Origin of the sequence: Halorubrum aethiopicum, from assembly GCF_001542905.1 — an archaeon.
Classification (GTDB): domain Archaea; phylum Halobacteriota; class Halobacteria; order Halobacteriales; family Haloferacaceae; genus Halorubrum; species Halorubrum aethiopicum.
The window spans coordinates 2779826-2800956 of record NZ_LOAJ01000001.1 but is presented as its reverse complement, the minus strand read 5'-3'; the positions used below and the strand labels follow the sequence as shown (position 1 = coordinate 2800956).

The following is a 21131-nucleotide window of genomic DNA, read 5'->3' as shown; positions in this document are numbered from 1 at the left end:
CATCGGGAACCTCGGAGGGGAGCGCCGATGAACCCCAACCGGGTCGATTTCGTCGTCGATCTGGCGTACGGCCTCATGATATTCGTCGCCGTCGTCCTCTTCTCGGTCGTCGGCAACCGGGTCGGCATCGCCTTCGGGCTCGGCGTGCTCGTCTCCTACGCCATCCACGTCTTCTGGAAGATGGCCCGGTTCGATCCCGAGTGGATGACGGAGGAGGTCACGGAGAACGTCGAGGAGACGCTGCGGGCCGAGGTCGACGCGGTCATCGAACGGCTCGAGGAGGTGAACGATCGCGTCGACCGTCGGCCCCGCGCCGACGAGGTCGAGGAGGCGGTCGACGAGAGCGTCGGCAAGGTCTCGGAGGACGTCGAGAAGACGGTAGAAGAGAAGGTCGGCGAGGTGACGAAGGACGTCGAGGAAACCGTCGAGAGGGTCTCGGAGGACGTCGAGCGCACCGTCGAGGAGACGGTAGGCGAGACGGTCGAGGAGACCGTGGAAAAGACCGTCGAAGAGCAAGTCGGTGAGACCGTCGAAAAGCAGGTCGGTGAGACCGTCGAAAAGCAGGTCGGTGAGACCGTCGAAAAGCAGGTCGGTGAGACCGTCGAGGAGACCGTCGAGGGAACCGTCGAGGAAACCGTAGAGGAGACGGTCGAGGAGACGATGGAGGAAACCGTAGAAGAGACCGTCGAGAAAACCGTGGAGGAGACCGTCGAGGAGACGGTAGGCGACACCGTCGAGGAGACCGTCGAGAAGCGGATCGAGGAGGTCGTCGACGAGGACGCCGTCGAGAACGAGGATGGTACCGAAGCCGACGGGAACGCCGGCGGAACGGACGACGGCGACGAAGACAAGTGACGAGAGGGGCGGCTCCGCCGTCCCTCCCGTCCCCGCTCAGTCCCGGTCGCGGACGCCGACCGCGACCGCCGCGACGACCGACAGGAACCCGGCGAGGAAGCCGACCGGCTGAACCACCAGTCGCTGGAGGACGACCGCGCCCGGCTCGCGCTCGACCGACCGGGTCCAGAACTCGTACCGTGTTCCCTCGTGAGCGACGACGATCAGTCCGTTCCCGAGCGTGGGGCCCGACGGGTACGACAGCGACCCGGCCCGCTCGTCCGGGTCCTCCACCGTGAACCCGCCGTCGGGCGACTCGCGGGCCCGATCGAAGGCGTCGCGCGCGTCGGCGTCGAGGTCGTCGCGGTCGCGCACGTCGGCCTCGTCGTAGGGGGGCGTCTCGGGCCCGACCGGCTGGACCGCGTGGGCGTACGCGGTCGTCGGCTCCGCGACCGGCACGGGGAGGTACAGCGGGTTCGCCATCAGCAGGCCGCCGAGCGCGAGGAGGACGAGGACGGTGACGCGACGGGACATGGGACCGCTATCGGCGGGGCGCGACAAGAGGGTTTCCGCCGGGAGCGCCGTCGGTCGCGGTCGCGGTCGGCCGGGTCCGTGACGGTGCCCGCACGGAACGCCTATCCGATCCGGGGACGCGATCCGAGACGTGACCGACGACCTCGACACGCCGGTGCTCGACAACCACCTCCACCTCGACCCCCGGCACGGCCGCGGCATCGACGCAGTCGACGACTTCGTCCGTCTCGGCGGCACCCACCTCCTCGTCGTAAACAAACCCTCGTGGCTCCTCGGCGTCGACGTCGAGGAGCCGGACGACTTCCGGGCGGTCTTCGAGGAGACGGTCGACGTCGTCGACGACGCGACGGAGGCACTGCCCGGCCGCGCGTGGCCCGTCCTCGGCGTCCATCCGGGGCTCGTGAGCCGGCTGGTCGACGACCGCGGGTTCGCGCCCGAGGAGGCGCGCGACCTGATGTCCGGGGGGATCGACGTCGCGAGCGAGTTCGTCGAGGCCGGCCGCGCGCTGGCGCTCAAGTCGGGGCGGCCCCACTACGACGTGAGCGACGCGGTGTGGGAGGCCTCGAACGCGGTGACCCGCCACGCGTTCGAGCGGGCCGCCGGGATCGGTTGCGCCGTCCAGCTTCACACGGAGGCGAGCGAGGACCTCACGGACCTCGCGAACGCCGCCGAGTCGGTCGGGCTCGACCCGAACAGGGTGGTGAAACACTACGCGGCCGGGCGGCTCGCGGGCCCGACCCCGAGCGTGATGAGCGAGAAGGACCGGCTGAAACGCGCCGCGGAGTCGGGCGAGCCGTTCCTGATGGAGACGGACTTCGTCGACGACCCCGACAGGCCGGGGATGGTGCTCGGCCCGAAGACCGTCCCGCGCCGGGTCCGCTGGCTGCTCGAGTCCGGGTACGAGGAGGCCGTGCGGCGCGCGCACGTCGAGACGCCCGCCGCGGTGTACGGGATCGACACCGAGGCGACGCTGGAGGAATGAGACGGATTCTCAGCCGGGTGTGACGGCGTCTCTCGGGGGCACAGATAAGAAAGGCCTTTGAGTCGTCCGGGTGAGGTATGGGGTATGACCGAGGACGAGGCGGTGGAGACGTTCTACTCCGAGGAGCGCTGGCAGAACTGGCTCGACAGGCTCGCCGACGAGGAGCTCGACCCCGAAAACGAGGACTCCGCGCGGCTGCTCTTGAACCTCCAGGACGACGCCGCGATCGCGATCGCGAAGATCCTCGCGGCGCTGGAGGAGGACCGCATCGACGAGGACCGCGCGGTCGAGGAGATCCGGGACGTGAGCGACATCGTCCTCGCGGAGGTCTCCTTCGACGACGAGGACAAGACCATGCTCATCGACGGCGTCCAGACCTCGCTCGTCCCCGTCTTCTACGCCGCCGAGGAGTTCGTCGTCGGCGGCGTCGTCGAGGGCGACGTCGACGAGTTCGTCCACGCCGCGGCCGACGCCGAGGCCGACGAGGACCTCGACGCCGCCTTGGGATACGTGGTCCAGGCCGGCACTCGGGTCATCGACGGCGAGCGGCTCGACATGGAGCTCGTCGAGGAACTGGAGTACGGGCTCGTCTCCGAGTGGGTCAACGGGCTCGACTCGCTCCAGTCCGCCATCGAGGACCCCGAGGTCGTCGAGGAGGACTGAGCCGCCGCCGTTCCCTGCCGCGCGTCCGACCCCGCCCGATCCCGTCCTCCGATTCGTTCTCCGAATCCTGTTCTCCGCTCCGCCCGAACCCCTCCCCGACTCGTTCTCGGAGACTCCGCCCGCCGTCGCTCGGTCTCCGCTCTCAGGCCGTCACGGTGAACAGAAGCAGGTTGTGGACGGCCGGACCGAGTCCGACCGCGGCGACGAAGCCGAGGAGGAGCAGCCCCTCCGACGGCTCCTCGCGGACGTACGGCACGAAGAGGTACACCACGGCGCTCGCGACCGCCAGCTTGACGAGGAGGAACAGCCACCCCTCGCCGAGCACCGGCACCGCCGGTACCCAGTCCAGTTCGAGGATGACCCGCGAGAGGGGACTTCGCTCGCCGAAGCCGAGCTGCGTCACCCCGACCGCGGTCGAGAGGCCGTCGAGTGCGTGCCCGTACACGGCGAGCGCGCCGACCCCGCCGGTGACGGCGACGCCCGGCTCGACTCGACCGAGCGCCCGCCGGACGACCGCCGCGACCGGGACGGAAGCGACCGCCGCGACCGCCGACCAGTACGCGCCCGGCCCGGAGACGCCGCCCGCGACCGCGGCGGCGACGACGGGAGCGAGGACGAGCGTTCCCGCGGCCGCGAGGAGGGCCGGGACGCGTCCAGCGTCGTCCGCGACCGCGTCGGCGACCAGCCAGGTCGCGCCCGCGAGCGTCGCGACCGTGAGGTACACCGTCGGCGACCCGCCGAACGGCGCGAGGACGCCGGGGAGTGTCCCCACGACGTACAGCACGTGGAGCGCGGAGCCGAGGGCGATCCACGGGGTCAACGCGAGCACGTGTGCGGCGGCGACCCGCGGTCGGCGGCGGCGAAGCGCGACCGCGACCCCGCCGCCCGCGACGAGGGCGACGAGGAGGTACGGGAGCGGGGGCAGCGTCGTCCCCGCCGGGAGAAAGGGGAGATCGCCGAGCGTCGCGGGGGTCGGAGCCGTGGCCACGGGGGGAAGCGCCGGGGTCACACCGAGAGGACCGGCTGGCTCGCGTACAACAGGACGTACTCCGCGGCCTTCTCGAGCACCTGCCCGGGCTCGCCGGTGACCGGCTCGCGGGGGACGACGATGAAGTCGGACTCGATCTCCTCTGCGGTGTCGAGGACGACGCTTCCGGGATGGACCGTCTTCACCTCGGTGGAGAACCCGTACGCCATGGAGTTGCTGTGACCGACGCCGGCCGCCTCGGCGCGCTCCGCGACCGACTCCGTGAACGCCGCGGTGTCCTCTGCGACGTCGCGCTCGTCTATCGAGCCGGACTCCAACGCCCGGACGACCTCCTCGTCGAGGACGTACAGCGCGTGGACGCTCGCGCCGTACTCGCTCGCGATCCCGATCGCGTAATCGACGGCCTCGTGGGACGCCTCGCTGCCGTCGACGGGCGCGAGAACGAGGTCGATGTCGAGCTTCGTCATACCCGACTCGACGGCGGGGGAGGTCAAAAAGCCCGTCGGATGGCGGGTCCCGGACGGCTCGCCGGCTCTCGACGGTTCGCCGGGCGACGGCTCAGCCGTCCTCGAACGTCGACAGCGGGCGCTGGCCGGCGTCGCGGCGGTCGGCTTCGGGCACGTTCGTCGCGATCACCTCGTCGACCGCCTCCCGGCCGTCGCCGTCGCTGTTGATCGCGCGGGTCGCGTCCACGGTGTCGACGTGAAAGCCCGCCTCCGCGTACCGGTCGTACGTCACCCCGCTGTTCGAGACGATGACGCTCACCCCCCGGTCGTCGAGGGTCGTCGCGGTCTCGATCAGCCGCTCCTGGTCCTCACGATCGAACCCGTCCGCGCTGTAGGCGGTGAAGTCGGCGGTCGGGCTCATCGGTTCGTACGGGGGATCGAAGTACACCAAGTCGCCGGGGTCGGCGGCCTCGAGGACGTACTCGAAGTCGCGGTCGGAGATCTCGACGCTCTCGAGCGCCTCGCTCGCCCGGCGGATCCGGTCGCGTTTGACCCAGTCCGGGTCCGCGTACCGACCGATCGGGACGTTGAAGCCGCCGTCGGCGTTCTCGCGGTAGAGGCCGTTGTAGCAGGTCCGGTTCAGGTACACGAAGAGTGCGGCCTCCTCGAGGGGGTCGTACTCGCCCGTGTACGGCCGGTCGTTGAACCGGGCGCGCTGTTGGTAGTAGTAGCTCTCCACCTCGCGGCCGCGCTGGGTCGTCTCCGCGTACGGGAGGTCCGGGTCGGGGTCCGCCTCGGGGTCCGCGAACGACTCCAGCCGCTCGATGAGGCGGTCCGGCTCGTCGCGGACCCGCTCGTACAGCGAGACGAGCCGCGGGTTCGCGTCGTTGATCGTGCCCGCGTCGGGCTCGAGGTCGAAGAAGAGCGCGCCGCCGCCCACGAAGGGCTCGTGGTACCGGCCGTACGACTCCGGGAACCGCGCGTACAGCGCGTCGAGGAGCTGCCGTTTCCCGCCGGCCCACTTGAGGATCGGCTCGGCCATGCGATGTCGACGGTGGGCCGCCGTCGGAAATAAACGTCCCGGGAGCGCTCCGCGGAGGAGATACGTTCATATCGTCCGGGAGCGTCCCGGACGGATATGACACGAACGATCAGGTTAAACCGGATCGATGGAGTGATCTCGGAGTTCGAGTATCCAGTCGGGCCCGCGGCGGTCGCGACGGCGTGTGACGACGTGACGATCCGACTCGCGGACGGCGAGGTCAACCTCGGCGAGACGGTGAGCGAATCGACCGCGACCGAGTTCGCCTCGGCCGAGGAGCTCGGAACGGAGCTGATGAGCCTGCTGCCGCGACGCGCGGTCGGCGAACCCTTCCAGTCCGACGGGGACGCGTGAGCACCGCCGGCCGGAGTCCGGAGGGTCCCGTCCGTCGGGTGGTCGACGTCACCGGGACGCGATACGCGATGTGGCGGTGCGTGGCCTGTGGCGAGATGGGACGGCTCCGACGAACGCTTCCGTCGGCGTGTCCGGGCTGTACCGCCGGAACGGAGTCGCTGTTCTACTGGGCGGAAGACTGAGATCCGGGACGGTTCGTCCCGTCCTCAGATCGTCACGGTGTTGTCGGCGATGAAGTAGATGTACGCCCACCAGACGTAGCCGGCGGCGAGCACGATCGCCGTGAGCACCTCGAGGACCGTCACGTAGGTGTCCCCGTGCGTCTCGCGGAACTGCTGGATCAACTCGATCCGCCGCCACAGGGGCATGAGCGGCTCCGGGATGATCTCCTCGAGACCGCCGACGTTTGACGTGTCGACCTGGTCCTCCGTGGAGTCCTTCGTCGAGCTCATTGGTTCACCCCCGACCCGAACGGCAGGGTCATTCCGCGCACCATCACCTTCTCGCCGACGAAGACGGCGACGAAGACGGCGATCCCGGCGAGCTTCACGGCCAGCATCGGGTACGTCATGACCAGGACGCCGACGACGGACAGCCCGACCCGAGCGAGCGTGAGCCGTCCGACGGACATCTCGAACGGGTAGTTCAACCCGTAGATGATCGTGATAGCGCCCATCATCACGAGCGCCCCGAGGAACAGCGTGTTCGCCCCCGGCGACATCGAGATCAGTCCCGGGTTGTAGACGAACGCGACGGGCAACACGAAAAGCGGCGCGGCGATCTTCAGGGCGGCCCCGCAGGTCCGCCAGAAGTTCGCCTCCGCTATCCCGGCCGCGACCACCGCCGCGGTGGCCACCGGTGGCGTGATCCCGGCGAGGATCGCCGCGTAGAACATCGTGTAGTGGGCCGTCTCGCGGGCGATCCCGAAGTCCGAGACGAACGTCGGAACGATGAGGATGGCCACGATGACGTAGGCGGCGACCGTCGGCATGCCGACGCCCATCACGATCGCGACCGCCATCCCGAGCAGCACGGCGAAGAGCAGGACGCCGCCGGAGAGGTTGATCAACAGGAGCGCGATCTTCGCGGGGACGCCGGTCGTCGAGAAGAGGTTCACGACGCCGCTCACCACCACGAGGATGATCGCGATCGGCGCGAGGATGATGGCTCCGCGGCGGAACCCGTGTATCGTGTTCTTGACCTGGCTCACGAACTCCGTGACGGCGGTCGTCTCCGAGCCGTCGACGAGCCGCTGTACCGACGGCATCAGGACGCCGGTGAGCACCATCGCGATGACGGTGTATAGAGCCGACGTCATCACCGTGTACTGGGCGAATCCGAGGTAGTAGATCAGGATGCCGAACGGGATCCCGAAGCGAAGCCCCTCGAAGACCTTCTGGCTCGAGGTCATCTCCTCGTCGAAGAACTCGGAGAACTCCATGTCCTGGTCGCTCGCGTCGCTGATCGCGGTGTAGTGGACCGCAATGGCGATGGACGCGACCAGGATGGCCGCGGGAACGATCCCGGCGACGACGATGTTGAGGTACGCGACGCCGAGGTACGACGCCATCACGAACGCGGACGCGCCCATGACCGGCGGAAGCACCTGTCCGGACGTCGAGGCGACCGCCTCGATGGCGGCCGCCCGGTGGCCGGCCATTCCGCTCTCCTTCATCGTCGGGATGGTGAACGATCCGGTCATCGCGGCGTTCGCGGTGTAGGAACCGTTGATCGAGCCGATGACCGCCGAGGAGAGGACGGCGGTCTGTGCCACGCCCGACCGGATCCGACCGGCCGCGACGATGGCGAGCCGGAGGATCAGGTCGAACGCGCCGTACGCGAACAGCAGCCCCGCGTACAGCAGGAACGGCGCGATCCACGACGCGGTCAGCTGGGTCAGCGACCCGTAGAAGCCGTACAGGTCGGTGACGAGCGCCTGAAGAAGCGTCAGCTCGCTCATCCCGGCGTGTCCGAGGACGCCGGGAACGCTGTCCCCGAAGATCGCGTACACCATCACGCCGATGACGAGCCCCAAGAACAGGTTTCCGAACTCGCGCCAGGTGAGGTACAGAAGCGAGACGATCACCAGCCGCGCGAGCATGTACTCGTGGGGCGTGGCGAACCCCTGTCGGAGGAGGTAGACGGTGTCGAAGTTGCTGAAGAAGTACGCGGAGGCCGTGATCAACACGCCGGCGGCCGGGAGCAGGACCAAGGCATCGATCCAGCTGCCCTCCTCGAGCGACTCCTTCGTTTCGTTGAGCGCGTACACCGTCATGATGCCGCCGACGAAGATCACGCCGTACTTTACCGGCGACCACGTCTGCGTGTGTATCCAGCCGAGCGCTATCGCCCAGAAGAGGACGGCGGCGAGCGTGACGGTAATGTCAAGGCCGCGAAGCCAACTCGACGGTCCGGTCGTGTGTTCCGCTTGTGTTTCCATTTGTTGTATCGTATAGAAATGTAGTGTCGTTCGTCGGCTACGCGATCGAAGCGGGGAGGCCGACGGGGGTTACGCGCTCTCGCCTTCCTGGAGGCTGTCGTCCCACGCGTCGTTGTCCTGGTAGTACTGTACCGCGCCGGGGTGGACCGGGATCCGCTCCTGGGCGTACCCGAGCATGTCGGCGGTCGACTCGTAGTCGTTGAACTGGGCCTCGCCCTCGTTCACGACGTCGTTGTGCTCGTCGACGACGCGGCACAGCTCGTAGACGGCGTCGGGGTTGGCCTCGGGGTTGAACGCGTAGAGCACCTCGAGGTCCCAGGTGAACACCTCGTCGGTCCCGATGTCCGCGTTCGCGATGGGCCAATCGTCGTAGCTCGTGGTGGTCGTTCCGGCACCCGCGAACGACTCCGCGGACTCGATGAGCGCGTCCGTGGGCTCGACGTAGTTGAGGTCGACGCGCGAGGCCATCTCCTGGACGAAGCCGGTGTACCGCACGCCGGGCGTCCCGTACGCGATGCTGGCGTCGATCGTTCCCTCCTCCATCGCGCCGGGCGCGTCGCCGACGCCCATGTCCTGGATGTTCATCTGGTCGTAGACGTCCGCGGTCGGGTCCTGTGACCAGACGTCGAGCGTCGTCGCGCGCGTCGAGTACCCCGGCTCGGCGGGGTAGACGTTCGCGCCCGCGAGGTCGTCGAACGTCTCGATGTCCGTGTCGGCGCGGGCGACGATGTAGATGCTGTACGGGAACGCCGAGAAGCCGTACTGGGGGATCCGCGACACCGGCTGCTCGCCGAACTGGCCCGTCTCGTCGAGCGCCTTGTTGAGCGAGTTGTTGTCGGTGATGCCGGCGTTGAACTGCTCTTGGGCCATCCGATAGATGGTCCCGATGTATCCGGGGCTCTCGATCGTCGAGTACTCCAGGGTGTCGCTCTCCTGGCTGACGGCCCGCTCGACCGCCAGTCCGACGTCCTGAGTCCCGCCGGCGGACGTCCCGACGCGGAGTTCCAGGCTCGTCTCGCTCGATCCGTCGCCGGAGCCGTCGTCCCCGCTGGACCCGTCGCCGGAGCCGTCGCCGCTCGATCCGTCGCCGGAGCCGTCGCCGCTCGATCCGTCGCCGCCACCGCCGCCGCCACCGCTACAGCCGGCGAGCCCGGTTACACCCGCCGCAGCCGTACCGTACAGGAACTTTCGTCGGTTAACGTCTTTGTCAGCCATGTTCGAATGTGATGATCACATCGATACATAATAAGGTATCTGTTTGTTCCAAAAACTATTGATTAATCAATAACATGTACCTGTAATCAAGTCGCCACTCCCCCGGCGGTCGGGTCCCGGCTCACGCGATCGCGTGATCCGATCGATCAGCGTTCCGGTCCGGAAGTGGGGGATCGTCGGCGTGGAAGGGGAGGGAACACACCGATCGTGCGGAACGTGTCGAGGGGCCGGACCGTTCGTGTCAGGGTAGAAACGCTATTCGGTGAGCGAGACGGTCACGGGGCAGTCGGCCGACAGCATCACCGACTGGGTGGTGCTCCCGAACAGGACCTTTCCGGTCGGGCTCCGCCTTCGGCCGCCCATCACGATCCCGTCGGCGTCGATCTCGTCGGCCACGGCGAGGATGCGCTTCGTCACGTCGCCGTGCTCGCGGCGCTTCGAGACCGTCACCCCGGCCGACTCGAGGTGGTCGACGACCGCGTCCACGCTCTCGGGGAAGTTCGTCTCGTCCCAGACGTCCTCGGATTTCACCTGTCCGCCCTCTCCCGTGACGTCGAACTCCTCGAAGACGTTCACGACGATCGCCTCCACCTCCTCGGCGGCGCTCGGAAGCGCGCTCACGGCCTCCGCGGCGGCCATCGCTCGGTCGGTGTCGTCGCCGACGGGAATCAGCACTCGGTACATACCGCTACATCGCGAGGGTTTCCGTATAAAGGTTCTGCGACGCCGGGTCGGCCGTCCGCGGCGCTACCGCGTCACCGGCGCGTCGACCGATCCGATGGACTCCACGACCGCGCGCACGTCGTCGCCGGGTTCGATGGGCGCGGCTCCGGGCGTTCCGGTGCTGAAGAGGTCGCCTGGCTCGAGCGTCATCACGCCCGAGTGGAACGAGACGATCTCGGCGGGGGGAAACAGCATGTTCCGGATCTCGTTTTCGGACTCGACTTCGCCGTTCACCTCGGTCCGCACGGACAGCGACGACAGCTCGAGCGGCTCCTCGGGCACGACGATGGCCGGGCCGGGAACGAGGAACGTGTCGAAGCTCTTCGCACGCGTGAGGAACCGCGGGTTCCGCTGGAGCACGTCCTCGGCGGTCATGTCGATCACCGGCAGGTAGCCGGCGACGACGTCGTCGACGTCGGCCTCCGCGACGTTCCGGCACGTCCGACCCATCACGACGCCGAGTTCCGCCTCCGCCGTCACCCGGTCGCTCCGGTCGGTCGGCGGCAGCCGGATCGGGCCGCCGGGCCCGGTGAGGACCGTCGAGGGCTTCATGAAGCTCGCCGGCTCCTCCGGCCGGTCCTCGTCGAGGTCGCCCGCGTGCTCCTCGTAGTTCAGCCCGATCCCCCAGAGCTTGCCGAACCGCTCCAGGGGCGCGGCGAACGTCAGGTCCGCCGCCGGGACCCGGTCGGCGGTCGCGTCGTCGACGTCGCCGAGCGTCCCGTCGGCCGCCCGCGGCAGCGCCTCGCGGACGCTCCCGAGGTCGGGCTCGACCGACGCGAGCGGGACGAACCCCTCGTCGTCGCCGAGCAGCGCCTCCCCCGTCGACGTGCGTGCGAGGTACTTCATTCTCCCTCCTCCCGGTCCGTCCAGAAGTCGAAGGACCGACCCGGCGCGAACACGTCGAGACCGACCGCGCGCTCGTCGCCCGTGTTCTCGACCCGGTGCGCCTCGTTCGACTCGAGCAACACCGAGTCGTTCTTCCGGAGGGTGACCGAGTCGTCCTCCGTCGCCACGGTGAGCTCGCCCTCGAGGCAGAGACACACCTGCTCGTTCTCGTGGTCGTGCATCGGCGAGCTGTGTCCCGGCGGCTTCTCGAACCACTCGAAGGAGAACTGCTCGCTTCCCGCCATCGCGACGCGACGCCAGCCCTCGTCCGGCTCGTACGTCTCGGCCTCGTCGAAGGCGACCGGTTTCATCGCGACTCCCCCGTCGGTACATCCGCGGTATCACGCGGCTTTCGAACCATGCTAGGCCCGAACACGACGTGAGCCATAACGTTTACCGTCCCGGCGGACTGGCCGCGCTCGGCGGGCTCAGGACCCCGGGAGCTGCGCCGTCCCGTCCTCGAATCCGACCTCGACGTCGCGTTCCCGCACCGTCGCCGCCTCGGGGAGGTCGTCGACGACCGCCTCGGAGACGTGGAGCTCGCCGAGGTCCTCGGTGTTCCGGATCCAGACGATCCGCACCGTCTCGGGATCGTACCCGCCGAGCGCGGCCAGCGCGGTCCGCAGCGCGAACTCGTCGTCGGGCGCGACCACCGGGAGCTTCGACTTCGCGAGCGACCCGCTCGTGAGCGCGTTGGCGTACGTCTTCTTCACGTCCAGCTGGTCGATCGCCGCCCGCCGGGTGAGGTCCGCGAGGCCGATCCCGTTGCCGTTCCCCTTCGTCGCCTCGGTGAGCCCGCGCACGTAGATGAGGTCGATGTCGGGCGTCTCCGGGTCGGGCGCGTTGAGGACCCGGTAGCGCCCGATCACGTTCGTGTCCATCCCCGCCCCCGAGATCTCCTTTCCGATCTCGTCGACGACGAGCAGGTCGATCTCCTCGACGGGCAGCGTCGCCATCTCCTCGTAGGCGCGTTCCAGGAGCTCCGGCTCCCGGTCGAGGAACGACCCCGCCGGGACGGCCTTGACGTGGGAGAGCTCCTCCTCGAAGTTCTCGACGAGGGCGATCCCCCCGAGCAGCGGCACCGCCTCCTCGATGACGTCGAGCGCGGCCGTCAGCGTCTCGACGTACCCCTCCGCGATGGCCGTCGAGTGGAACGACTTCGCGCCGCGCTGTTTGCCGAGGCCGACGACGGTCATCTTCGCAAGCCCGCTCTCTATCGGCCCGCTGAAGTTGGTGTGTGCCTTCACGCGGTTCACCACGACGACCGCGTCGGCCGAGAGCGCCGCCGTCGAGAAGTACACCGGCGCGTCCGTGTCGCCGACGGTCACGGTCTCCAGCGCCTCCGCGTCCATCCGGGCGTCGATGGGGGCACCGACGCCCTCCTCGTCCATCCCGAGCGCTCCGAGCACCTCCCGTTGGCCCTCCGGGGTCGCCCCGCCGTGGCTCCCCATCGCGGGCACGACGACGGGATCGTACCCCTTCGCCTCCGCCCAGTCGACGGCCGCGGCGGCGACCTCGTCGATCCGGTCTATCCCCCGGCTGCCGACGCCGATCGCGACGGTGTCGCCCGGCTCCAAGTCGGCGTCGTCGAGCCGGTCGAGCTCCGATCTGGCCGTGCCGACCGGATCCGCGAGCGTCTCGCTCGGCGGCTCGTACCGGATCCGCGCGAACGTCGGGAGCGGCTGTGCGTCGATGAGATGGTCGACGTCGCTGCGGTCGGGAAACTCCATGCGTGGGGGGTCGTGACGGAGGGTCATATACTGATCGAGGACCTCTCGAAATTCGCCCAGGGTGCCGCTCGTTCACACGTCGATCTCGGAACGGGCGAAGCAGCGACCGATCTCCCCTCCGGTGGCGACGAGGCCGGGGAGGCGTGAGGTGCGGAGCGGTGCTGTGTGGGGCGGGACTCAAAGGCTGGGGCTTTGGAGACGGTCTCCGCGCCGGCAACGATCGTTGATCATCCTATCCACGCTACCAACAGGCCGATTTTGATGACTGGTTCGCCCGCGGGTTCGTACAATCCCATTCGTGATGGGAACTCTCTGACTCCTCCCGCCGGCGACGAGTGGTGTTTTCACGCACCCGGACGAACGGGCGACCATGACCGAGGGTGCCGATCATCACGACGACGCGGACCACGGCGGCCACGACCACCATCACGATCACGACGCGGACCATCCCGATCACGATGCGGACCACGGCGGACACGACCACGACCACCACGCCCACGACGCGGAGTCGGTCGCCGTCGCGGTCGTCACGGTCTCCTCCTCCCGGTCGCTTTCCGAGGACGCCTCCGGCGACCTGATCGTCGAGGCGTTCGAGGACGCGGGCCACGAGATCGCCGTTCGCGAACTCGTCGACGACGACTTCGACGGCGTTCAGGGCACGGTCGACCGCCTCGCGCGGCGCGATGACACGGACGCCATCGTGACGACCGGCGGGACGGGCGTGACCCCCGACGACGTCACGCCCGAGGCGGTCGACCCGCTCTTCGAGAAGGACCTCCCCGGCTTCGGCGAGCTGTTCCGGCAGCTCTCGACCGAGGAGGTCGGCACGCGGACGGTCGGCTCGCGCGCCACGGGCGGGATCGTCGACGGAACCGTCGTCTGTTGTCTCCCCGGCTCGGAGAACGCGGTCCGGCTCGGCGTCGAGGAGATCATCCTCCCCGAGATCGGCCATCTCGCGGGACTGGCCGACCGGGGTGCGGAACCATCGGACGGCGACGGCGACGCGGAGGCGCCGGACGGCGACGACGTTGACGACGACGAGGAGTGAGCCGCCCGTCGACCCCGATCCGCGGGTCAGTCCTCCTTCCGGCCCGCGGCCCACCCACCGAGCGCGATCAGCCCGCCGTTCATCACGAGAAAGGCGACGACGATGACCCCGAATTCGGGATCGATCCGGCTCGCGCGGAGGTACACCCCGCCGAGAAACAGCAGGACGAAGAGCGTCACGACCGGCCAGGAGGCGTCGGCGAGCCGGTCGAGCGCGGAGGGCGACGGCGACATGACCGTGACGACGACCGCGGGGGCCGAAAACCCCTCGGCCGATCTGCTCGATCTGCTCGATCGACCCTACTCGACCCTACTCCACCGGAAGCAGCCCGGCCGACCGGAGGTCGTCCTCGAGGCCTCCGTCGCCGTGTTCGGCGTACGCCTCGGGCGTGTACGTCTTGATCTCCAGCGCGTGGACCGAGCGAGTCATGTGATCGCCGACGGCGTCGTACACGCGCTGGTGCTGGTCGACGAGCGACTCGCCCTCGAAGGCGGGCGAGACGACGACCGCCGCGAAGTGGGCGTCCTCGTCCTCGTCGTCGTGGATCCGCGGGGTCGTGACCCGCGCGACCGACTCCGGGATCCCCGACTCGATCAGCTCCTCGACCCGTGCCGTGTCGATGGTCATGGCTCGTGTTCCGACGCGGACGGGCAAAAACGGACCGGGAGCGTCCCGAGGACGAACGAACCGCCTAAATCCCTAGCCGAGAGAGTATGCCCCATGACCCCGCGTAGTTCGAAGCGAGTCGTGTCGATCGTCGACGACGACGTCACGACGGAGGGGCGCTCGTGAGCGGCGACGAGGAGCTCGCGAAGGACCTCGGCCCACTCGCGGCGCTCACGATCGGGATCGGCACCATGATCGGTGCCGGCATCTTCGTGCTGCCCGGAACCGCGGTCGCACGGGCCGGGCCGCTCGCGGCGGCGACGTTCGTCCTCGGCGGCGTGATAGCCTTATTCACCGCGCTTTCGGCCTCCGAACTCGGCACGGCGATGCCCAAGTCCGGCGGCGCGTACTTCTACGTCAACCGGGCGCTCGGGCCGCTGTTCGGCTCGGTCGCCGGCTGGGCGAACTGGCTCGGGCTCGCGTTCGCCTCGGCGTTCTACATGTACGGCTTCGGCGAGTACGTCAACGCGCTCGTCGGCCTCGGGCCGGTGGGCGTCGGGCCGCTCACGCTGGAGGCCGCACAGGTGATCGGGCTCGCCGGCGCGCTGCTTTTCATCGCCGTCAACTACTTCGGCGCGAAGGAGACCGGCGGCCTCCAGATCGTCATCGTCATGTCGCTTCTGGGTATCCTCGCCGTCTTCACCGTCGTCGGTCTGTTGAACGCCGAGATGGAGTCGCTGCGGCCGATCGCGCCGCCGGGCACGCCGGGTGAGGTGCTTCCCGTCACCGGGATCATCTTCGTCTCGTATCTGGGGTTCGTTCAGATCACCTCCGTCGCCGAGGAGATCAAGAACCCCGGCCGGAACCTCCCGCTCGCGGTGCTCGGGTCGGTCGTCACCGTCACCGTCGTCTACGCGCTGTTCCTCGTCGTGTTGCTCGCGGCGGTGCCGAACGAGCTCGTCGCGAACAACGAGACCGCGGTCGTCGACGCCGCGAGGCTCCTGTTCGGCAACTACGAGGTGTTCGGCTACTCGCTCGGCGCGGTCGGTGCCGGCATGCTCCTGATCGGCGGCCTGCTCGCGACCGCCTCGTCGGCGAACGCGTCGATCCTCTCGTCGTCGCGGATCAACTTCGCGATGGGTAGAGAGAAGATCGTCACGCCGACGCTCAACGAGATCCACGGCCGATTCGGCACGCCGTACAAGTCGATCGCGCTCACCGGCGGGCTCATCCTCGTGTTCCTCGTCGCCGGCGGCGTCGAGTCGCTGTCGACGATGGGATCGGTTCTCCACCTCGTCGTCTACGGCCTGCTCAACCTCGCGCTCATCGTGATGCGCGAGTCCGGCGTCGAGGGGTACGACCCGGACTTCGAGGTTCCTCTCTACCCGATCGTCCCGCTCGTCGGCGCGGTCTCCTCGTTCGCGCTGATCGTCTACATCGATCCGACGATCATCCTGATCTCGTTCGGCCTCGTCGCCTTCGCCGTGCTCTGGTACCTGGCGTACGCCCGCGGTCGGGTGGAGTCGCGGGGCGTGCTCGGGTCGTGGGTGCTCGACCGCTCGGAGGAACTGCCGAAGCCGGCGGTGTCGGCGGCCACCTCGCTCCAACCCAGCGGCGGCAACTACCGGGTGATGGTGCCGATCGCGAACCCGCGCACGGAGGAGCACCTGATCACGCTCGCGTCGGCGATCGCCAAGCGACACGACGGCACCGTCGTCGCCGTCAACATCGCGAACGTGCCCGACCAGACCTCGCTGGAGGCGGCCCGCGACCGGGGCGCACACGACGCGGCCCACGACCTGCTCGACCAGGCCAAAGAGGACGCGGAGACGTTCGGCGTCGACGTGGAGACCCACGTCGTCCTCTCACACCGCGTGTTCGAGGAGGTGTTCGACGCCGCCCGGACCTACGGCGCAGACCTCACCGTGATGGGCTGGGGCGAGGACTCCCACGGCGCGCCCGGCCGGGCCGAATCGGCGATCGACGAGCTCGCCCACTCGCTGCCGTGCGACTTCCTCGTGTTCCGCGACCGCGGGCTCGACGCCTCCCGGATCCTGATCCCGACCGCCGGCGGCCCCGACTCGGAGCTGTCGGCCGCGGTCGCCCGGACCCTCCAGATCGAGTTCGACTCCGAGGTCACGCTGCTCCACGTCGCCGACGACCGGGCGGCCGGCGAGGCGTTCCTCACGTCGTGGGCGGCGGACAACGGCCTCGAGGACGCGGAGCTCCGCGTCGAGTCGGGCGACGTTCAAGAGCGGATCGCGGAGGCGGCCCGCGACGCGACGCTGCTCGTTATCGGCGCGACCGAGAAGGGGCTGCTCTCGCGGCTGGTCCGCGGCTCGCTCGTGCTCGACGTGCTCTACGACGTCGAGTGTTCGGTCCTCATCGCCGAGAAACGCCACGACCGCGGCCTCCTCGGCCGGCTGTTCGGGTCCGGAGCGCGGGAACGGGACGACTCGTACGCGGAGGTCGGCGTCGAGACCGAGCCGGCGACGCCCTCGATCGAGGAAGCTGACGGGGACGGCGACCGCTGACCGCCGCGTCGCTCACTCCGGCGCGCCCTCGAGGATCGCGACCCCCGAGGAGGCACCGATCCGCTCCGCGCCGGCCTCGACCATCGCCATCGCCTCCTCGTAGGATCCGACGCCGCCGGAGGCCTTCACCGGGAGGTACTCGCTCATCAGCTCCACGTCGGGGACCGTCGCGCCGCCGTCCGCGAACCCGGTCGAGGTCTTCACCATGTCGGCGTCGGCGTCGACGGCGGCCTCGCAGGCCCGGCGCTTCTCCGCGTCGGTCAGGAGCGCGGTCTCGATGATCACCTTCACGGGTACCGGAACGGCCGCGACGACCTCGGCGAGTTCGGCCGCGACCGCGTCGTCCTCGCCGGCCTTCAGCCGGCCGACGTTGATCACGAGGTCGATCTCGTCGGCCCCGTCGTTCCAGGCGTTCACCGCCTCGTCGCGTTTGGTCTCCATCGACGACTGTCCGTGCGGGAACCCGACGACGGTCGCGATCGCGTTGGGCTCCGCGTCGTGGTCGGCCGCCTCGGCGAGGTAACACGGCGGGATACAGACGTTCATGCCGTACTCCGTGGCCTCCTCGAGGACCGTCTCGACGTCCGCGGGCGTCGTCGTCGGGCCGAGCACGGTGTGGTCGATCCGGGCGGCGAGCTCCGTGCGGTTCATACCCCCGACTCACGCGGACGCGACAAAGGCCTGCCGGGTCGGTTCGGGGAACGTCGCGGCAGGTCCCACCCGCCCGCTCGCTCCGCCTACGCCACCACGCCCCGTCGACGGAGCTCGTCGCGGATCGCCGCCCGCTTGACGAGCAGGAAGCCGCAACAGATGAGCAGGAACCCGGCGACCGTGTTCGGGGTGAGCCCCTCGTCCAACACGATCCAGCCGGAGAGCGCCGCGAAGACGGGTGCGACGTAGGAGACGAGGTTGATCTCGATCGGTCCGAGCCGGTCGAGCAGTCGGAAGTAGATGAGGTAGCCGAGCCCGCTCGCGAACACCGCGAGGTAGCCGAGCGAGAGGAGCGCGTCGGTCGTCCAGACGACCGCCGCCATCGACTCGCCGAGCCCGACCGCGACGACGTGCATGATCGCCGCGCCGAACAGCATCGACCACGCCTCCATGGTCTCGATCTCCATGCCCACGTCGAGCGCGCGCGTGAGCACGGAGCCGAGCGCGAACGACGCGGCCGCGAGGAACACGAGGAACTTCGCGACGGTGCCGCCCGCCGCGAGGTTCGAGGGATCGGGAGCGGCCAGCACGCCCGCGCCGGCGAGCCCGACGAGCAGGCCGACGACGCCGAGGAGCGTCAGGCGCTCGGAGGGGAGGAACGCCCGCGCGAACACCGTCGTCAACACCGGGGAGAGGCCGACGGTGACCGACGCGACCGCGCTCGTCACCTCGGGGTCGGTCTGGCCGACGAACAGGAAGGCGTGGTAGGCGGCGATGAGGAGCACCGAGCCGACGGCCACGAGCTTCCACTCGCCGCGGCCGCGCGGAACCGGGTCGTCGACGACGTAGGCCGCGTACGCGAGCATGACGACGCCCGCGAGGTCGTACCGGAGGGCGGCGAAGAGCACCGGCGGGAAGTACGCCAACCCGGCGTTGATCGCCATGAACGCCGAACCCCACACCGCGGCGAGGAGCAGGAACAACGAGAGGTTTCGGTAACGGCTCACGTCGGTACTGCGCCGGCCGCCGGTCAAAAGCTTCCGAAAGCGGCCGCCGCGGCCGTCACCGGATCCGGAACCGCTCGCCGTCGCGGGTGACGACGCCGACGTCGGCGAGCCGCCAGAGGGCGTCGACGACGGCGTCCTCGGGCGCGCCGACCTCGTCGACGACCGCCTCGACGGAGCCGTCGGTCTCGGCCAGCGCGGCGAGCACCGCGGCGTAGAACCGGCTGTCCGCCTCGGTGCCGAGCCGCTCGTCGATCTCCGCGAGCGCGTCCTCGACCCGGCCGTGGACCCACCGCTTGGCCACCGACAGCTCCCGATCGAGTTCGCGGAGCCGCCCGTACTCGGCGGCGAGGTCCGCGATCTCGTCGCCGAGCTCGTCCCCGTCGGGGGCCTCGATCGAGAGGTGCGGACAGCGTCCGGACATGTCGAGGCTGTTGCTGGCGGGATACGCGCTCTTCGCGCCGAACCCGTACGGGGAGACGCTCACCTCGAGCCGCAGGCTCCGGGTGATCCGGAAGTACTTCCGCCGCTGGTCGTCCGTCGTCGACTCGATCAGCCCGGCCTCCTCGAGCTTGCGGAGGTGGTCGATGACGGCCTTCGGGCTCACGCCGAGGTACTCCGAGATCTCCGTGACGTAACAGGGTTTCTCGGCGAGCAGCCGGAGGATGCGTCGCCGGTTCTCGTTTCCGAGGAGATCGAGCAGTACCGCGGAGTCCATTAACGTGTGGTTAGCGTCGGACGGATAAAAGGTTGGCTTCCCGCGATCGAGCGGTCGTTGCGGGGTCGCCGTAGGGTCGCCGACTCCGGACGCTCCGGAGCGAAGGGTAATTACCTCGCGGCGGGGAGGGAGAGGTATGCGAACTGCGCTCGTCGTACTCGACGGCTGGGGTCTCGGTCGCGACTCGCCACACCGGACCGGCCTCGAGCCGGACGACCCCGACGTTCCGGACACGCAGGGGCGCGACGCGGTCGCGGCCGCCGACACGCCGACGTTCGACGCGGCGGCCGACCGGGGGGCGTACGGGTCGCTCGTCGTCCACGGCCGGCGGGTGGGGCTCCCCGACGGGCAGATGGGGAACTCCGAGGTCGGCCACCTCAATATCGGCGCGGGTCGGGTCATCAAGCAGGCGTACACCCGCATCGCGGACGCGCTCGCCGAGGGGACGTTCGCCGACAACGACGCGCTCGCGTCGGCGTTCGAGCGCGTCGCGTCGACCGGCGGCCGGGTCCACTTCATGGGGCTCGTCTCCGACGGCGGCGTCCACTCGCACGTCTCGCACCTGGAGGCGCTGATCGACGCGGCCGCCGAGGCGGGCGTCCCGGCGACGACCCACGCGTTCACCGACGGCCGCGACACCGCCCCGGAGATCGCGGACGAGTTCCTCGAGTCGGTCGAGGAGCACGCCGCGGCGCGCGGGACCGGCGCGGTCGCGACCGTCACCGGCCGGTACCACGCGATGGACCGCGACGAGAACTGGGAGCGGACGAGACGCGCCTACGACGCGATCGTGAACCGCGAGGCACCTCACGAGGCCGAGTCGGCCGTCGCGGCCGCCCGCGAGGCGCACGCCCGCGGCGAGACCGACGAGTTCGTCGAGCCGACGCTCGTCGCCGGCGGGCCCGCGCTCGCCGACGGCGACGCGGTCGTCTTCTTCAACTTCCGCGCGGACCGGGCGCGCCAGCTGGTGCGGATGCTCACCGACACCGAACCGGCGTGGGGCTTCGATCTGGACCAGCCCGACGTCGAGCTGGTGACGATGACGGAGTACGACGAAACGTTCGAGTTCCCGGTGGCGTTCCCGCCGCGGATCCCGACGAACACGGTCGGCGAGGTCGTCTCCGAGGCCGGCGGCACCCAGCTCCGGATCGCCGAGTCGGAGAAGTACCCGCACGTCACCTACTTCCTCAACGGCGGCCGGGAGGTGGAGTTCCCCGGCGAACTGCGCTCCATCGTCGAGAGCCCGGACGTGGCGACCTACGACTTACGGCCCGAGATGTCGGCGCGGGAAGTCACCGACGAGGCCGTCGAGACGATCGCGTCCGACGACCCCGACCTGTTGGTGTTGAACTACGCGAACCCGGACATGGTGGGACACACCGGCGACTTCGAGGCGGCCGTCGAGGCGGTCGAGGCCGTCGATCGGCAGCTCTCCCGGCTGCTCGCCGCCGTCGCCGACGCCGGCGGCCACGCGGTCGTCACCGCCGACCACGGCAACGCCGACGACATGGGCACGCTCGAGGACCCCCACACCGCACACACCTACAACCCGGTCCCGTTCGTCTACCTGACGCCCGACGGCGACGGCGGCGGCCGCGCGATCCGGGCGGGCGGGTCGCTGTGTGACGTCGCCCCGACCGTGCTGGAGGTCATGGGGATCGACCGTCCGGCGGAGATGACCGGCGAGAGCCTGCTCGCCGATCCCGAAGAATAAACGGTAAACTCTAGAACGAT

24 protein-coding genes are annotated in these 21131 nt (G+C 69.4%); 8 read left to right on the top strand and 16 right to left on the bottom strand.

The features are described 5' to 3' along the window. Positions 1-27: 27 nt before the first annotated feature. Entirely contained in the window at positions 28-855 is an 828-nt protein-coding gene (locus tag AXA68_RS13400; RefSeq protein WP_066417762.1) for a hypothetical protein, read from the top strand. A 36-nt stretch (positions 856-891) separates the two neighbouring features. On the opposite strand, the gene AXA68_RS13395 is transcribed toward AXA68_RS13400, so the two are convergent. Then, positions 892-1368, bottom strand: a complete 477-nt coding sequence (locus AXA68_RS13395; RefSeq protein ID WP_066417760.1) for a hypothetical protein — start codon at positions 1366-1368, stop codon at positions 892-894. Between the two features lie 130 nt (positions 1369-1498). Between AXA68_RS13395 and AXA68_RS13390 the strand changes: the two genes are divergently transcribed. Together AXA68_RS13390 and AXA68_RS13385 are read left to right on the top strand one after the other, a co-directional pair. Further along, a complete protein-coding gene (locus tag AXA68_RS13390) occupies positions 1499-2350 on the top strand; it encodes a TatD family hydrolase (RefSeq protein ID WP_066417757.1) in 852 nt (283 codons plus the stop codon). Between the two features lie 84 nt (positions 2351-2434). Then, positions 2435-3013, top strand: a complete 579-nt coding sequence (locus AXA68_RS13385; RefSeq protein ID WP_066417755.1) for a DUF2150 family protein — start codon at positions 2435-2437, stop codon at positions 3011-3013. A 142-nt stretch (positions 3014-3155) separates the two neighbouring features. On the opposite strand, the gene AXA68_RS13380 is transcribed toward AXA68_RS13385, so the two are convergent. The 3 genes from AXA68_RS13380 to AXA68_RS13370 form a co-directional block, all read right to left on the bottom strand. Continuing rightward, complete coding sequence (locus AXA68_RS13380; RefSeq protein WP_066418621.1) at positions 3156-4001, bottom strand: DUF63 family protein; 846 nt, start codon at positions 3999-4001, stop codon at positions 3156-3158. Between the two features lie 17 nt (positions 4002-4018). Continuing rightward, positions 4019-4468 (bottom strand): universal stress protein, encoded by a 450-nt coding sequence (locus tag AXA68_RS13375; RefSeq protein WP_066417753.1) that lies wholly within the window; start codon positions 4466-4468, stop codon positions 4019-4021. Between the two features lie 91 nt (positions 4469-4559). Continuing rightward, positions 4560-5489, bottom strand: a complete 930-nt coding sequence (locus tag AXA68_RS13370; RefSeq protein WP_066417751.1) for a DNA adenine methylase — start codon at positions 5487-5489, stop codon at positions 4560-4562. Positions 5490-5585: 96 nt separating this feature from the next. Between AXA68_RS13370 and AXA68_RS13365 the strand changes: the two genes are divergently transcribed. Then, the gene (locus tag AXA68_RS13365; RefSeq protein WP_066417745.1) at positions 5586-5843 is read left to right on the top strand and encodes a DUF5789 family protein; all 258 of its coding nucleotides are present in this window, start codon (positions 5586-5588) and stop codon (positions 5841-5843) included. Continuing rightward, positions 5840-6025: a DUF7130 family rubredoxin-like protein gene (locus AXA68_RS13360; RefSeq protein ID WP_066417743.1), complete on the top strand. Its 186-nt coding sequence runs from the start codon at positions 5840-5842 to the stop codon at positions 6023-6025. The genes AXA68_RS13365 and AXA68_RS13360 overlap by 4 nt, the downstream gene beginning before the upstream one ends. A gap of 24 nt (positions 6026-6049) precedes the next feature. Here the strand turns inward: AXA68_RS13360 and AXA68_RS13355 are convergent, their stop codons facing one another. The 7 genes from AXA68_RS13355 to AXA68_RS13325 all read right to left on the bottom strand — a co-directional run bounded on the left by AXA68_RS13355 (position 6050) and on the right by AXA68_RS13325 (position 12836). Beyond that, positions 6050-6295 carry a hypothetical protein gene (locus tag AXA68_RS13355; protein WP_066417742.1) on the bottom strand — a complete coding sequence of 82 codons (246 nt, stop codon included), beginning with the start codon at positions 6293-6295 and terminating at the stop codon, positions 6050-6052. Continuing rightward, positions 6292-8283, bottom strand: a complete 1992-nt coding sequence (locus AXA68_RS13350; protein WP_066417733.1) for a TRAP transporter permease — start codon at positions 8281-8283, stop codon at positions 6292-6294. Before AXA68_RS13350 ends, AXA68_RS13355 begins: the two co-directional genes overlap by 4 nt. A gap of 69 nt (positions 8284-8352) precedes the next feature. Further along, positions 8353-9498, bottom strand: a complete 1146-nt coding sequence (locus AXA68_RS13345) for a TAXI family TRAP transporter solute-binding subunit (RefSeq protein ID WP_066417731.1) — start codon at positions 9496-9498, stop codon at positions 8353-8355. Positions 9499-9753: 255 nt separating this feature from the next. Further along, on the bottom strand, positions 9754-10182 hold the full coding sequence (locus AXA68_RS13340; protein WP_066417723.1) for a universal stress protein: 429 nt from the start codon (positions 10180-10182) through the stop codon (positions 9754-9756). Positions 10183-10245: 63 nt separating this feature from the next. After that, a complete protein-coding gene (locus tag AXA68_RS13335) occupies positions 10246-11067 on the bottom strand; it encodes a fumarylacetoacetate hydrolase family protein (protein ID WP_066417720.1) in 822 nt (273 codons plus the stop codon). Then, positions 11064-11417, bottom strand: a complete 354-nt coding sequence (locus tag AXA68_RS13330) for a cupin domain-containing protein (RefSeq protein ID WP_066417717.1) — start codon at positions 11415-11417, stop codon at positions 11064-11066. The genes AXA68_RS13335 and AXA68_RS13330 overlap by 4 nt, the downstream gene beginning before the upstream one ends. A gap of 117 nt (positions 11418-11534) precedes the next feature. Next, entirely contained in the window at positions 11535-12836 is a 1302-nt protein-coding gene (locus AXA68_RS13325; RefSeq protein WP_066417716.1) for a DUF362 domain-containing protein, read from the bottom strand. 370 nt (positions 12837-13206) lie between these two features. Between AXA68_RS13325 and AXA68_RS13320 the strand changes: the two genes are divergently transcribed. Continuing rightward, positions 13207-13884 carry a MogA/MoaB family molybdenum cofactor biosynthesis protein gene (locus AXA68_RS13320; protein ID WP_066417715.1) on the top strand — a complete coding sequence of 226 codons (678 nt, stop codon included), beginning with the start codon at positions 13207-13209 and terminating at the stop codon, positions 13882-13884. Between the two features lie 26 nt (positions 13885-13910). Here AXA68_RS13320 and AXA68_RS13315 read toward each other — a convergent pair whose 3' ends face one another. Both AXA68_RS13315 and AXA68_RS13310 read right to left on the bottom strand, forming a co-directional pair. Then, positions 13911-14117 carry a hypothetical protein gene (locus tag AXA68_RS13315; protein WP_066417712.1) on the bottom strand — a complete coding sequence of 69 codons (207 nt, stop codon included), beginning with the start codon at positions 14115-14117 and terminating at the stop codon, positions 13911-13913. A 76-nt stretch (positions 14118-14193) separates the two neighbouring features. Continuing rightward, complete coding sequence (locus tag AXA68_RS13310) at positions 14194-14511, bottom strand: BolA family protein (RefSeq protein ID WP_066417707.1); 318 nt, start codon at positions 14509-14511, stop codon at positions 14194-14196. A gap of 161 nt (positions 14512-14672) precedes the next feature. Here AXA68_RS13310 and AXA68_RS13305 point away from each other — a divergent pair, with 161 nt between their 5' ends. Further along, positions 14673-17024 (top strand): amino acid permease, encoded by a 2352-nt coding sequence (locus AXA68_RS13305; protein WP_066417705.1) that lies wholly within the window; start codon positions 14673-14675, stop codon positions 17022-17024. Between the two features lie 12 nt (positions 17025-17036). Here AXA68_RS13305 and deoC read toward each other — a convergent pair whose 3' ends face one another. The 3 genes from deoC to AXA68_RS13290 all read right to left on the bottom strand — a co-directional run bounded on the left by deoC (position 17037) and on the right by AXA68_RS13290 (position 19397). Then, complete coding sequence (gene deoC, locus AXA68_RS13300; RefSeq protein ID WP_066417702.1) at positions 17037-17675, bottom strand: deoxyribose-phosphate aldolase; 639 nt, start codon at positions 17673-17675, stop codon at positions 17037-17039. Between the two features lie 86 nt (positions 17676-17761). Further along, positions 17762-18682 (bottom strand): DMT family transporter, encoded by a 921-nt coding sequence (locus AXA68_RS13295; RefSeq protein ID WP_066417699.1) that lies wholly within the window; start codon positions 18680-18682, stop codon positions 17762-17764. Positions 18683-18737: 55 nt separating this feature from the next. Continuing rightward, a complete protein-coding gene (locus AXA68_RS13290; protein ID WP_066417696.1) occupies positions 18738-19397 on the bottom strand; it encodes an ArsR/SmtB family transcription factor in 660 nt (219 codons plus the stop codon). A gap of 136 nt (positions 19398-19533) precedes the next feature. On the opposite strand from AXA68_RS13290, the gene gpmI reads away from it, so the two are divergent. Further along, positions 19534-21111 carry a 2,3-bisphosphoglycerate-independent phosphoglycerate mutase gene (gene gpmI / locus AXA68_RS13285; protein WP_066417694.1) on the top strand — a complete coding sequence of 526 codons (1578 nt, stop codon included), beginning with the start codon at positions 19534-19536 and terminating at the stop codon, positions 21109-21111. The last annotated feature ends 20 nt before the right edge of the window (positions 21112-21131 follow it).

What these genes read in the sequence shown, in the direction of transcription:
- AXA68_RS13290 (WP_066417696.1), bottom strand. Translation starts at nt 19,397, where the DNA reads ATGGACTCCGCGGTACTGCTCGATCTCCTCGGAAACGAGAACCGGCGA.
- gpmI (WP_066417694.1), top strand. Translation starts at nt 19,534, where the DNA reads ATGCGAACTGCGCTCGTCGTACTCGACGGCTGGGGTCTCGGTCGCGAC.
- deoC (WP_066417702.1), bottom strand. Translation starts at nt 17,675, where the DNA reads ATGAACCGCACGGAGCTCGCCGCCCGGATCGACCACACCGTGCTCGGC.
- AXA68_RS13375 (WP_066417753.1), bottom strand. Translation starts at nt 4,468, where the DNA reads ATGACGAAGCTCGACATCGACCTCGTTCTCGCGCCCGTCGACGGCAGC.
- AXA68_RS13320 (WP_066417715.1), top strand. Translation starts at nt 13,207, where the DNA reads ATGACCGAGGGTGCCGATCATCACGACGACGCGGACCACGGCGGCCAC.
- AXA68_RS13355 (WP_066417742.1), bottom strand. Translation starts at nt 6,295, where the DNA reads ATGAGCTCGACGAAGGACTCCACGGAGGACCAGGTCGACACGTCAAAC.
- AXA68_RS13340 (WP_066417723.1), bottom strand. Translation starts at nt 10,182, where the DNA reads ATGTACCGAGTGCTGATTCCCGTCGGCGACGACACCGACCGAGCGATG.
- AXA68_RS13335 (WP_066417720.1), bottom strand. Translation starts at nt 11,067, where the DNA reads ATGAAGTACCTCGCACGCACGTCGACGGGGGAGGCGCTGCTCGGCGAC.
- AXA68_RS13385 (WP_066417755.1), top strand. Translation starts at nt 2,435, where the DNA reads ATGACCGAGGACGAGGCGGTGGAGACGTTCTACTCCGAGGAGCGCTGG.
- AXA68_RS13315 (WP_066417712.1), bottom strand. Translation starts at nt 14,117, where the DNA reads ATGTCGCCGTCGCCCTCCGCGCTCGACCGGCTCGCCGACGCCTCCTGG.
- AXA68_RS13370 (WP_066417751.1), bottom strand. Translation starts at nt 5,489, where the DNA reads ATGGCCGAGCCGATCCTCAAGTGGGCCGGCGGGAAACGGCAGCTCCTC.
- AXA68_RS13395 (WP_066417760.1), bottom strand. Translation starts at nt 1,368, where the DNA reads ATGTCCCGTCGCGTCACCGTCCTCGTCCTCCTCGCGCTCGGCGGCCTG.
- AXA68_RS13310 (WP_066417707.1), bottom strand. Translation starts at nt 14,511, where the DNA reads ATGACCATCGACACGGCACGGGTCGAGGAGCTGATCGAGTCGGGGATC.
- AXA68_RS13400 (WP_066417762.1), top strand. Translation starts at nt 28, where the DNA reads ATGAACCCCAACCGGGTCGATTTCGTCGTCGATCTGGCGTACGGCCTC.
- AXA68_RS13330 (WP_066417717.1), bottom strand. Translation starts at nt 11,417, where the DNA reads ATGAAACCGGTCGCCTTCGACGAGGCCGAGACGTACGAGCCGGACGAG.
- AXA68_RS13365 (WP_066417745.1), top strand. Translation starts at nt 5,586, where the DNA reads ATGACACGAACGATCAGGTTAAACCGGATCGATGGAGTGATCTCGGAG.
- AXA68_RS13325 (WP_066417716.1), bottom strand. Translation starts at nt 12,836, where the DNA reads ATGGAGTTTCCCGACCGCAGCGACGTCGACCATCTCATCGACGCACAG.
- AXA68_RS13345 (WP_066417731.1), bottom strand. Translation starts at nt 9,498, where the DNA reads ATGGCTGACAAAGACGTTAACCGACGAAAGTTCCTGTACGGTACGGCT.
- AXA68_RS13350 (WP_066417733.1), bottom strand. Translation starts at nt 8,283, where the DNA reads ATGGAAACACAAGCGGAACACACGACCGGACCGTCGAGTTGGCTTCGC.